This window comes from Paraburkholderia ginsengisoli NBRC 100965, from assembly GCF_000739735.1.
Classification (GTDB): Bacteria; Pseudomonadota; Gammaproteobacteria; order Burkholderiales; family Burkholderiaceae; genus Paraburkholderia; species Paraburkholderia ginsengisoli.
Genome location: NZ_BBJF01000004.1, coordinates 1,106,222 through 1,118,708, shown reverse-complemented (window position 1 = coordinate 1,118,708; position 12,487 = coordinate 1,106,222). Strand labels below are relative to the sequence as shown.

General features: G+C 66.9%; 5 protein-coding genes. All 5 read left to right on the top strand.

The window, feature by feature from the left end; genetic code table 11:
• The first annotated feature begins 16 nt into the window (after positions 1–16).
• The 5 genes from BGI01S_RS08945 (at position 17) to uvrA (ending at position 12,458) form a co-directional block, all read left to right on the top strand.
• Positions 17–1,783 (top strand): acyl-CoA dehydrogenase family protein, encoded by a 1,767-nt coding sequence (locus BGI01S_RS08945; protein ID WP_042324262.1) that lies wholly within the window; start codon positions 17–19, stop codon positions 1,781–1,783.
• Complete coding sequence (locus tag BGI01S_RS08940; RefSeq protein WP_042324259.1) at positions 1,780–3,018, top strand: CaiB/BaiF CoA transferase family protein; 1,239 nt, start codon at positions 1,780–1,782, stop codon at positions 3,016–3,018. Before BGI01S_RS08945 ends, BGI01S_RS08940 begins: the two co-directional genes overlap by 4 nt.
• Before the next feature lie 72 nt (positions 3,019–3,090).
• On the top strand, positions 3,091–4,404 hold the full coding sequence (locus BGI01S_RS08935; protein ID WP_042324256.1) for an MFS transporter: 1,314 nt from the start codon (positions 3,091–3,093) through the stop codon (positions 4,402–4,404).
• A 163-nt stretch (positions 4,405–4,567) separates the two neighbouring features.
• Positions 4,568–6,088 carry a cysteate racemase gene (gene cuyB, locus BGI01S_RS08930; protein ID WP_042324546.1) on the top strand — a complete coding sequence of 507 codons (1,521 nt, stop codon included), beginning with the start codon at positions 4,568–4,570 and terminating at the stop codon, positions 6,086–6,088.
• Between the two features lie 481 nt (positions 6,089–6,569).
• Positions 6,570–12,458, top strand: a complete 5,889-nt coding sequence (gene uvrA / locus BGI01S_RS08925; protein WP_042324544.1) for an excinuclease ABC subunit UvrA — start codon at positions 6,570–6,572, stop codon at positions 12,456–12,458.
• Positions 12,459–12,487: the final 29 nt, after the last annotated feature.

The window sequence follows — 12,487 nt, the reverse complement described above, 5'->3', positions numbered from 1 at the left end:
TTTGCAGGAGACAGGCATGAGTGAAATCACCGCGCAGCCGGCGCACGGCGCGTCCAACATCCCCGATAGCCGGGGCATCAATTTCTTCACGAGCGATCCCGACTTCGCGCGCCTCATCAGGCTGCATCTCGGCGACGAGCTATACCGCGAACTCGAAAGCCAGCTTGTTGAACTGGGCCAACGCGCGTCCGGTGAACTCGACGCATGGGCACTGTCCGCCGACAAGAACCCGCCGCAACTCCACCATCGCACGCGGCGCGGCGAGGCGCTGCAAAGCATCGACAAGCATCCCGACTACGTCGCGCTGGAACGCGTCGCCTATTCGGAGTTGGGTCTTGCATCGATGAGCCACGACACGCGCGCCGGCAAAAAAACACCGCCGCCGCTCGTCAAATACGCGCTGACCTTCCTGTTCGTGCAAGCGGAATTCGGCTTGTGCTGTCCCGTCAGCATGACCGATTCGCTGACGCGCACGCTGCGCAAATTCGGCGCGCCCGAACTGGTTGCGCGCTTCCTGCCGATGCTCGCGTCGCGCGATTTCGACACGCTGTATCAAGGCGCGATGTTCATGACCGAACAGGCGGCCGGCTCCGACGTCGCGCGCATCGCCACGCGCGCCGCGCTCGAAACCGATGCGAACGGCGACGCGGCGTGGCGTCTGTATGGCGACAAATGGTTCTGCTCGAACGCCGACGCGGACCTCGCGATGGTGCTCGCCCGCCCCGACGACGCGCCTCCCGGCATCAACGGACTCGGCCTGTTTCTGCTGCCGAAAACGCTGCCCGACGGCTCGCGTAACAGCTACCGGATCGTGCGTCTGAAGGACAAGCTCGGCAGCCGCTCGATGGCGAGCGGCGAGATCGTGCTGGAAGGCGCGCAGGCTTATCTGATCGGCGAAGTGGGGCGCGGCTTTCATCAGATGGCCGACATGATCAACATGTCGCGGCTGTCGAACGGCGTGCGCGCGGCGGGCCTGATGCGCCGCGCGCTGACCGAAGCGCTGCACATCGCGCGCAATCGCGAAGCGTTCGGCCGCAAGCTGATCGACATGCCGCTGATGCAGCGGCAATTGTTGAAGATGATGCTGCCCGCCGAACAGGCGCGCTCGATGTTCATGCGCATCGCGCTACTGCTCCCGCAGGCCGACGCGGGCGACCGTCAGGCGGCGAAATGCGTGCGCATCCTCACGCCGCTGATCAAGTTCCGCGCGTGCCGCGACGCGCGCCGCGTCACCGGCGATGCGATGGAGGTGCGCGGCGGCACCGGCTACATCGAGGAATGGAGCGACGCGCGGCTCGTGCGCGATGCGCATCTCGGGTCGATCTGGGAAGGCACCAGCAACATCGTCGCGCTCGACATCGCGCGGGCCGCGAAGCGCGACGGCGCGCTCGAACCCTTGCGCAACTATCTGCAGGACTTGCTCGGCGCGGCCGGCTTGCCGGCCGCGAGCCTCGCGCTGCTGCGCTGGACCGTGACGCGCGCGTGCGATGCGCTCGCGAGCGTCGCCGATTCCGGTCGCGACGAATGGGTCCGGCAGGCGGGCTCGGCGCTGTATCACGCGAGCACGGCGGTGCTGATGGCGTGCGAAGGCGCGCGCCTCGCGCCCGATTACCGGCGTCTCGCGCTCGCGCATCTGGTGGTGCGGCACAAGCTGCTGCCGTCCGATCCGCTCGACTTGCGCAGCGCGACGGATGAGATCGAAGTGATCGACGCGCTGGTCGACGGCCACGAAATCACGCTCGACCAGGCGTTGCAACTGCTGCCGGCCGGGGGCGTGCAATGAGCGCATCCGCGAACAACAGCCAGGGCGCGCTGCAAGGCATCAAAGTGATCGACCTCAGCCGCGTGCTCGGCGGCCCGTACTGCACGCAAGCACTCGCCGACCACGGCGCGCAGGTGATCAAGCTCGAACCGCCCGACGGCGACGAAACGCGCGGCTGGGGGCCGCCGTTCTACGGCGATACCGCGTGGTACTTCGCGGGCGTGAACCGCAACAAGCAGGGCATCGCGGTCGATCTGTCGCGCGAGGAAGGCCGCGCGATCCTGTGGAAGCTGCTCGAAGACGCCGACGTGCTGGTCGAAAACTTCAAGCCCGGCACGCTCGCGCGCTGGGGCATGGACTATGAATGCGATCTGCGCGAACGCTTCCCGAAGCTGATTCATTGCGCGGTGTCGGGCTTCGGCCCCGATGGTCCGCTCGGCGGCTTGCCCGGCTACGACGCCGCGATCCAGGCGATGACCGGCCTGATGAGCGTGAACGGCGAGCGCGACGGCCCGGCCACGCGCGTCGGCTTGCCGGTCGTCGACATGGTGACGGGCCTGAACGCGCTCGCCGGCATTCTGCTCGCGCTCGCCGAGCGTGCGAAGAGCGGGCGCGGCCAGTCGATCGACATCGCGCTGTACGACTGCGGTGTGTCGCTGCTGCATCCGCATCTGCCGAACTATTTCGGCTCGGGCCGCACGCCGCAGCGAAGCGGCAACGCGCATCCGAACATCACGCCTTACGACAGCTACCGCACCGCGTCCGCGCCGATTTTTCTCGCGGTCGGCAACGACCGGCAGTTCGCGAAGCTGTGCGCGCATCTCGGTGCGCCCGAACTCGCCGACGATCCGCGTTACGCCGACAACCGCAGCCGCTGCGCGCATCGCGAGCCGCTGAAGGCCGCGCTCGAAAGCCTGCTCGCGGCGCACGACTGCGAACCGCTCGCGCACGCGCTGATCAACGCGGGCGTGCCATGCGGACCGGTGCAAACCGTCGATGTCGTCGCGCAGCATCCGCACACCGTGCATCGCGCGATGGTGATCGAGATGGGCGAGTATCGCGGCACCGCGTCGCCGATCAAGCTGTCGCGCACGCCGGCCACTTATCGCAGCGCGCCGCCGTCGCTCGGCGCCGACACGCGTGACGTGCTCGACGCGTTGGGGATCGACGCGGCCACCCAGCAGCGTCTGTTCGAAGCGGGCGTGCTGAAGGGCGGAAGGATCGAGGACCAGGTCGAAAGCCGGGTCGAAAGCTAGCGCGCGTTTTTTTCCGGCGACGGCACGCAGAGGCCGCGCCTTTCACACAAGAACGATCTCGGAGACACAGACATGCATCGCGAGCCAGACGATCACGCCGCCACCCGGCAACCCAAACGCGCGGCGGCCGCCGCGTTCGTCGGCACCACCATCGAGTGGTACGACTTTTATATCTACGCCACCGCGTCCGCGCTGATCTTCGGCAAGCTGTTCTTCCCCGGCAGCGATCCGTTCTTCGCGACGCTCGCGTCGTTCGGCACCTTCGCAGTGGGCTTTTTCGCGCGGCCGTTCGGCGGCCTGGTGTTCGGCCACCTGGGCGACCGCATCGGTCGCAAGAAAGCGCTGGTGGCGACGCTTGCGATCATGGGAGTCGGCACCGTCGGCATCGGCTTTTTGCCGACCTATGCGAGCGCCGGCACGTGGGCGCCGGTGCTGCTGGTGCTGTTGCGCGTCGCGCAGGGCATCGCGATCGGCGGCGAGTGGGGCGGCGCGGTGCTGATGGCGAGCGAGCATGCGCCCAAGGGCAAGCGCACGTTCTTCGCGTCGTTCGCGCAGCTCGGCAGTCCGGCCGGGTTGATCCTGTCGCTGCTCGCGTTTCGCGCGGTGGCGTCGATGGACAAGGACGCGTTTCTCGCGTGGGGCTGGCGCCTGCCGTTTCTCGCGAGCGCGGTGCTGCTGGTGGTCGGGCTACTGATCCGCTCGGGCGTCGGTGAGTCGCCGGAATTCGACGCGCTGAAAACGCAGCGGCGTGTCGCCGCGCTGCCGGTCGCCGAAGTGCTGCGCGACGCGTGGCGTACCGTGTTGCTGTGTCTCGGCGCGAATGTGATCGGCGTGGCCGGTGCGTGGTTCGTCAACACCTTCATGCTCAACTACACGACCCAGACGCTCGGTCTCGACCGTTCGCTGATACTCGATTGCCTGTTCGTCGTCGCGTTCGTCCAGTTGTTCACGCAGCTGGGGTCGGGCTGGTTCGCGCAACGCATCGGCACCGGACGCTTCCTGAAGGGCGCGGCGGCGCTCGCGATGCTCTCGCCTTATCCGATGTTCGCGCTGGTGTCGACCGGCCGGCCGGTGGCGATCGTGATCGGCATCGCGCTCGCGGTGATGTGCATGTCGAGTTCGTATGCGGTGATGGCCGGCTTCATGTCGACCGCGTTCGCGGTGCGCGTGCGCTATTCGGCGATCTCGCTGTCGTACCAGGTATGCGCGGCGCTGGCCGGCGGGCTGACGCCGTTGATCGGCACCGTGCTCGCGCACCGCTATCCGGGCGCGTGGTGGCCGCTCGCGGTGTTCTATAGCTGTCTCGCGGGCGTCTCGCTGGTTTGCATCGGCACGCTCGAACGCGGCAAGCGGGGCGCGGCGCATGGCGTCGCCGAAGCGGCTTAAGTGCTCCCCGAGAAGCGGCCCGCCGGACGGCCTGCGAAGTCACGGAAAGAAATCGAATTTTTCGTGGTTAACCCCACGTCATGCGCGGCCGACATAATGTCATCCTCAAGCGCACAAAAGCCGCCTACCATCAAGGCGGACGGCCATGACGGGGGAAGTCATCATGCATCGTTTTCGTTCGCTGGGCGTGGCGGCTGGCACGGCCCAGTTCGCCAGCGCCGACATCTTGAGCAGAATCAGCGCCGCGTCACGCCGGCGCGGCGCGGCCGGGCCGTTCGACCTGTTGCTCGAACCGCGCGGCTGGCAAGGCGAGGCCGCGCCGGACACAGCGAACGCCCGGTTCAAGATCCACATGTTCGACACGATGCGCGCGTTCGAAAAGCGCGGCGTCGATGCGATCGTGCTGCCGTGCTTCCTCAGTCATACCTTCATCGACGAACTCTCGGCGAACCTGAGCGTGCCAGTCGCAAACATCATGACGGCGCTGGCGGCGCACGTGCGGCGGACCTATCCGTCGGCGCGACGGATCGGCGTGCTGACCACCGGGGTCATCCGCGAAAACGGTCTTTTCGAACGCTATTTCGAGGCGGGACGCTACGAGGTGCTGCATCCGCGTCAGGACACCGGCGTCGACTGCGTGACGAGCGCGGTGTATGGCGACGCCGGCATCCGCAACGGCTGCGTGCATGGCCGGCCGGTGGAGTTGTTGCGGGCCGCTTGCGCGGATCTCGTCGCACAGGGCGCCGAGATCATCGTGCCGGGGCTCGCCGAGATTGGCTTCGTTCTGCGCGCGCTCGGGCCGCTCGACGTGCCGCTCGTCGATACCAATCAGGTCTACGCGCGCTACGTCGCGGCGGGGCACTATGCGCGGCCGGAGCGGCGCTTCAAGCTGGGCGTGTTGGGCGGCGTCGGTCCTGCCGCGACCGTCGACTTCATGGCCAAGCTCGTGCGCAATACGCCGGCCGCGCGCGATCAGGACCACATCAAGGTAATGGTCGAACAGAATCCGCAGATTCCCGACCGCACCGATGCGCTGCTCGGCAACGGCGACGACCCGACGCTCGCGCTCTATGCCGCGTGCAAGACGCTCGAAGAGGGCGGCGCGGATCTGATCGCGATTCCGTGCAATACCGCGCATGCGTTCGTCGAGCGGATCCAGCCGGCGCTGCGCATTCCGATCGTCAATATGCTGACCTGTACCGCGGATTATCTGCGCGAGAGCTTTCCTGGCTTGCGCGAAGTCGGCGTACTGGCGACCTCGGGCACGCTGGCGAGCCGCGTTTACGAACAGGCGCTCGAAGCGCGCGGCTTCGCGCAGATCGCGCCGGCCGCGCTCGCGCAGGGTCGGCTGATGAACGCGATCTACGGACCGCGCGGCGCGAAGGCGGGCTACACGTCGGGCGAGTGCGTCGACGACCTCGCGGCCGCCGTCGGCGATCTGGTTGCGCAAGGCGCGCAGGTGATCGTGCTGGCCTGCACCGAGTTGCCGCTGTTGCTGCGCGACGCGGTGCTCGCGTGTCCGGGCGGACGGATGGTGCGGCTCGTCGATCCGACCGAGGTGCTGGCGAGGCGCTGTGTCGCGCTCGCGCTCGGCGAGCGCGGGGCACGGCCGCAAGCTGGGGCGGGCGACGCGGCGGCTTCGGCGTCGACTGGGCCGGTTAGCGTGGAAAGCGCGTACGGCTAGGCGAGGCGCCCACGAGCGCGGCTGGCTTGGAGCGAATCGTATGCTGCGTGATGGGCGCCGGGCACTTTGCGAAGTCATGCATCGCGGTTGCCGCTTTGGGACGAGCTTGATTCCAATTTAACGTCACTCCGCGCGAGGCCTGCTATCTGGTTGTTCGCCTGCTCGTCCGTCGGTTCTTTCGCCGCCGCGCGCGGCCTCGAAAACCTTCTTCTTCCGATCGGCACAACGCTTGCTGCCGGGCTCAGCGACGGGCGCTCCTTGTGCTCCTCGAGCCGCGAAGCGCCTCTAAAACGCGGCCGTGCCGCGTCATGGAAAACTGTATAGATATACAGTATAGTATCCCGTTGCAATCCGGAACCCCGGCGTGCGGCGCGTCTATCGCGCGTGCGCGCCGCCGTTCCCGACTGCATCGAACTTGCGCGGTCGCGAGGCGTCCGTGAGAGGTGGCCCACTCATTCAGACATTCAGACGGTCGGAAAAATTGTCATCTAACGGCACTATCAAGATTCGCGGCGCGCGCCAGCACAACCTCAAGAACGTCGACCTCGACGTACGAACCGGCGAAATGACGGTCGTCACCGGCCCCTCGGGCTCCGGCAAGTCGAGCCTCGTGTTCGACACGCTCTACGCGGAAGGGCAGCGGCGCTACGTCGAAACCTTCAGCGCGTACGCGCGCCAGTTCCTGGATCGGATGGACCGGCCGCAGGTCGACCGGGTGGATGGCGTGCCGCCCGCCATCGCGATCGACCAGACCAATCCGGTGCGCAGTTCGCGCTCCACCGTCGGCACGATGACGGAGCTCAACGATCACCTGAAGCTGCTGTACGCGCGCGCCGCCGAACTGTTCGACCGTCAGACCGCGCAGCAGGTGCGCCACGACACGCCCGAGACGATCTACGCGGAGCTGCTCGAACGCACCGCGCAGGACGAGCCGCGCCTCGTCGTCACGTTCCCGGTCGAATTGCCGGAGTCCGCGTCCGAACAGGAAGTGGAGCAGTGGCTGTCGGCGAGCGGCTACACGCGCGTGCAGGCGCAGCGCGAAGTCGATTCGCCCACCGGCAGGCGCAAGCTGCTCGACGTGGTGGCCGACCGCTTCCGGCTGCGTTCGGTCGACAAGCAGCGGGTAGTCGAGGCGATCGAGGCGTCGCTCAAACGCGGCGGCGGGCGCGTCAACATCTATGTGCTGCCGGCGTCGTCGGACGGACCGGAGAGTCAGGCGGCAGAACCGCCAATCTGGCGTTTCTCCACCGGCTTGCACAGCCCGGAGAGCGACCTGCGCTATGCCGATCCGCAACCCGCGCTGTTCTCGTTCAATTCGGCCTATGGCGCGTGCGAAGTCTGCCGCGGGTTCGGCCGCGTGATCGGCGTCGACCTCGGCCTCGTGATTCCCGATGCGCGCAAGACGTTGCGCGACGGCGCGATCAAGCCGATGCAAACGCCCGCGTGGAAGGAATGCCAGGACGACCTGATGCGCTACGCGGCGAAAGCCGACATCCGCCGCGGTACGCCGTGGGGCGAACTGACGGACGCGGAGCGCGACTGGGTCATCAACGGTTCGCCGGACTGGAACGGCAAGTGGCAGAGCCATTGGTACGGCGTCAAACGCTTCTTCGAGTACCTCGAATCCAAAGCGTACAAGATGCACATTCGCGTGCTGCTGTCGAAGTACCGCAGCTATACGCCGTGCGAGACCTGCGGCGGCGCGCGTCTGAAAACGGAATCGCTGCTGTGGCGCCTGGGCAGCAAGGCGAACGCGGACGACGTATTGCCGGCCGCCAGGCGCTTCCTGCCGCGCGGCGTGCAGTGGTCGCGCGCGCAGCTCGAAGCGCTGCCGGGGCTGACCGTGCACGACCTGATGTTGATGCCGATTGACCGCATCCGCCGCTTCTTCGACGAGATCACCCTGCCGAGCGCGTTGCTCGACGACGCGCTGAAGCTGCTGCTCGCCGAAGTGCGTACGCGCCTCAAATATCTGTGCGACGTCGGCCTCGGTTATCTGACGCTCGACCGGCAAAGCCGCACGCTGTCCGGCGGCGAGGTGCAGCGGATCAACCTGACCACCGCGCTCGGTACGTCGCTGACCAAAACACTGTTCGTGCTCGACGAGCCGAGCATCGGCCTGCATCCGCGCGACCTGAACCGGATCGTCGAGGCGATGCACCGGCTGTGCGACGCGGGCAACACGCTGGTGGTGGTCGAACACGACCCGTCGGTGATGCTGGCGGCAGATCGTCTGATCGACATGGGGCCGGGGCCGGGCGAACGCGGCGGCTCGATCATTTTCGACGGCGTGCCCGAGGCGATCCGTTCGTCCGGCACGCTGACCGGCGAGTACCTGGGCGGGCGCCGGCACGTGGCCGATGCGGCGCACTGGTCGCAACGCCCGGTCGACGCGGGCACGCCGCGCATCGTGCTCGAAGGCGCGACCGAACACAATCTGCGCGACGTGACGGTCGAGATTCCGTTGCAGCGGCTCGTCTGCGTGACGGGCGTGTCGGGCTCCGGCAAATCCACGCTGTTGCAGGACGTCCTGTATCCGGCGATGGCGCGGCACTTTGGGCTCGCCACCGAATCGCCGGGCGCGTTCAGGAGCCTCACCGGCGCGGACCAGGTGACCGACGTCGTGTTCGTCGACCAGTCGCCGATCGGCAAGACCGCGCGCTCGAATCCAGCCAGCTACGTCGGCGCGTTCGACGAAATCCGCAAGCTGTTCGCGAAGGCGCCGCTCGCGCAGCAACGCGGCTATGGCCCCGGCATGTTCAGCTTCAACTCGGGCGACGGCCGTTGTCCGACTTGCGGCGGCTCGGGCTTCGAGCACATCGAGATGCAGTTCCTGAGCGACGTGTATCTGCGCTGTCCTGATTGCGACGGCCGGCGTTATCGCGCGGAACTGCTCGAAGTGAAGATCGAACGCGGCGAGCCGGCGCGTGCGCTGAGCGTCGCCGACGTGCTGGAGTTGACCGTCAGCGAGGCCACCGCTTACTTCGCGAACGACGCCGAAGTGCTGCGCGTATTGCAGCCGATCGTCGACGTGGGCCTCGAATACGTGAAGCTCGGCCAGCCGGTGCCCACGCTGTCGGGCGGCGAGGCGCAGCGGCTCAAGCTCGCGGGCTTCCTCGCGGAATCGGCGCAGGCGCGCACCGCGCGCAGCGCAAAGCAGCCGGTCGCGAAGCGCCTCTTCATGTTCGACGAACCGACCACCGGCCTGCATTTCGACGACATCGCCAAGCTGATGCAGGCGTTCGGCAAACTGCTCGCGAGCGGTCATTCACTGATCGTGATCGAACACAACCTCGACGTGATTCGCGCGGCCGACTGGCTGATCGACCTCGGTCCCGAAGGCGGCGACGGCGGCGGCCGCGTGTTGTGCGCGGGTACGCCGGAAGACGTCAAGCAGTGCCCGGAATCGCATACCGGCGAGGCGCTTCTGCAATACGACCGCGCGATGGACGCGGCGGCCGAACCGGAGCCCCAAGGCATTCCGTTGCAGAAGGCATTGAGCGCGGCGCGCGCGCGTCGCGCGATCGAAGGCGAGGACGTGGTGCGCATCGTCAATGCGCGCGAGCACAACCTGAAAGCGCTCGATGTGGACATTCCGCACGGCAAGTTCAACGTGATTACCGGCGTATCCGGGTCGGGTAAGTCCACGCTTGCGTTCGACATCCTGTTCCACGAAGGGCAGCGCCGTTATCTCGAATCGCTGAACGCATACGCACGTTCCATCGTGCAACCGGCCGGGCGGCCTGAAGTCGACGCGGTGTACGGCATTCCGCCGACCGTCGCGATCGAACAGCGGCTCTCGCGCGGCGGCCGCAAGAGTACCGTGGCGACCACGTCGGAGGTGTGGCATTTCCTGCGTCTGCTGTATGTAAAGCTCGGTTTGCAGCATTGCATTCATGACGGCACGCCGGTGACGTCGCAAAGCGTCGAATCGATCGCCGCGCAGTTGTTGCGCGATCACAAGGGCCAGCATGTCGGCTTCCTCGCGCCGCTGGTCGTGAACCGCAAAGGCGTCTACACCGACCTCGCGAAATGGGCGAAGGCGCGCGGCAATACGCATCTGCGCGTGGACGGCGAGTTCGTGCCGGTCGACCCGTGGCCGAAGCTCGATCGCTTCCGCGAACATACGATCGAATTGCCGGTCGCCGACCTCGTGGTGTCGGCGGACCATGAAGCCGAATTGCGCGAGGCGCTCGACCGCACACTCGAAGTCGGCAAGGGCGTGATGCATCTGCTCGCGCCGCTGGACGGTCTGCACGACGCGCTCAACGGCGGCCATGCCACCGCGCAGCTCGGCGCGGTGAAGGTGCTGTCCACGAAGCGCGCGTGTCCTGTATGCGGCACCAGTTATCCCGAACTCGATCCGCGCATGTTCTCGTACAACAGCAAGCATGGCTGGTGTACGACCTGCGTCGGCACGGGGCTCTCGCTCACGCGCGAGCAACGCGCCGCGTACGATGACACGATCGTCGTCGACGACAATCGCGGCCGCGAGCAGAGCTTGCCGTCGGAGGAGCAGGAACCCGAGGGCCTCGTCGACGAACCGTGTCCGGATTGCGCGGGCACGCGTCTGAACCCGACCGCGCGGGCGGTCACGTTCGACACGCAGGCGATCGTCGACGTCGCGCAGTGGACCGTATCCGACACGCGCGCGTGGATCGACTCGATCGAGATGACTGGACGCGACGCGGAAATCGCACGCGACGTGATCAGCGAAATCGGCAGCCGTCTGCAGTTTCTGGAGGAAGTCGGACTCGGCTATCTGAGTCTTGATCGGGCCGCGCCGAGTTTGTCGGGCGGCGAAGCACAGCGCATCCGGCTGGCCGCGCAACTCGGCAGCAATCTGCAAGGCGTGTGCTACGTGCTCGACGAACCGACGATCGGCCTGCATCCGCGCGACAACCAGATTTTGTTGAACGCATTGCGCAAGCTCGGCGAGAAGGGCAATACGCTGGTGGTCGTCGAGCATGATGAAGATACGATCCGGCGCGCGGATCACATCATCGACATCGGGCCGGGCGCGGGCAAGCGCGGCGGTACGCTGGTCGCGCAGGGCAGTGTGGCCGATCTGTCGGCGCAGCCCGATTCGCTCACCGGGCAGTTTCTCGCGAACCCGATCGTGCATCCGTTGCAGCCGCGTCGTGAGGTGATCGCGGCGGGCAAGCGTACGGCCGCGGTGCCGGAGAACTGGCTGACCGTGCATGGCGGCAAGCTGCACAACCTGCGCAACGTCACGGTGGGCATTCCGCTGTCGCGGCTGGTCGCGGTGACGGGCGTCAGTGGCTCCGGCAAGTCGACGCTCGCGCGCGACGTGCTGATGGCCAACCTGCTGGATGCGGTCGGGCGCTCGGTGCTGTCGTCGCCGGCCACACGGCGCGCGCGCGCGGCGGCCGAGGAAAAGCCGGCCGCGAACCGCCGCTCGAGCGTGCTGGCGCGCTCCGCTCCGCGGGCGCCGTTGAACGTCACGCATGCGTGGCAAGGGTGCGATTCGATCACCGGCTGGGAGAGCATCGACCGGGTGCTCGAAGTCGATCAGACGCCGATCGGCAAGACGCCGCGTTCGTGTCCCGCCACGTACATCGGCGTGTGGGATGCGATCCGCAAGCTGTTCGCGGGCACGCTCGAAGCGCGAGCGCGTGGCTACACGGCGTCGCGTTTCTCGTTCAACACCGGCGACGGCCGTTGCCCGGCTTGCGAGGGGCAAGGCGTGCGCACGATCGGCATGAGCTTTTTGCCGGACGTGAAGGTGCCTTGCGACGTGTGTCACGGGCAGCGCTTCAATCCCGAGACGCTGGCGGTCACATGGCGCGGCAAGAATATCGGCGACGTGCTGACGATGGAAATCGACGAAGCCGTCGAGTTCTTCGCGCCCATTTCCAACATCGCGCATCCGTTGCAATTGATGAAGGACGTCGGGCTTGGCTACCTGACGCTCGGTCAGCCGTCGCCCACGCTGTCGGGTGGCGAAGCGCAGCGGATCAAGCTTGTTACGGAGTTGAGCAAGGTGCGCGACGACATCACGCGGCGCGGTCAGAAGCCGCCGCACACGCTGTATGTGCTGGACGAGCCCACCGTCGGGCTGCACATGGCGGACGTCGCGAAACTGATTCGCGTGCTGCATCGTCTCGCGGACGGTGGCCATAGCGTCGTCGTCATCGAGCACGATCTCGACGTGATCGCCGAGGCGGACTGGATCATCGATCTCGGTCCGGAAGGCGGCGTGGGCGGCGGCACGATCGTCGCTGCTACGGACCCCGAAGGATTGGTGCGCGTCCCGGCCAGTCATACGGGCGCCGCGTTGCGGCCCGTGCTTGCGCGCACCCGGCACAGCGCGGCGGCCGTCGTAGCGGGTGAGGGGACGAACGGCTGAGATGTCGAAGCGGCGCAGACTTTGTTTGC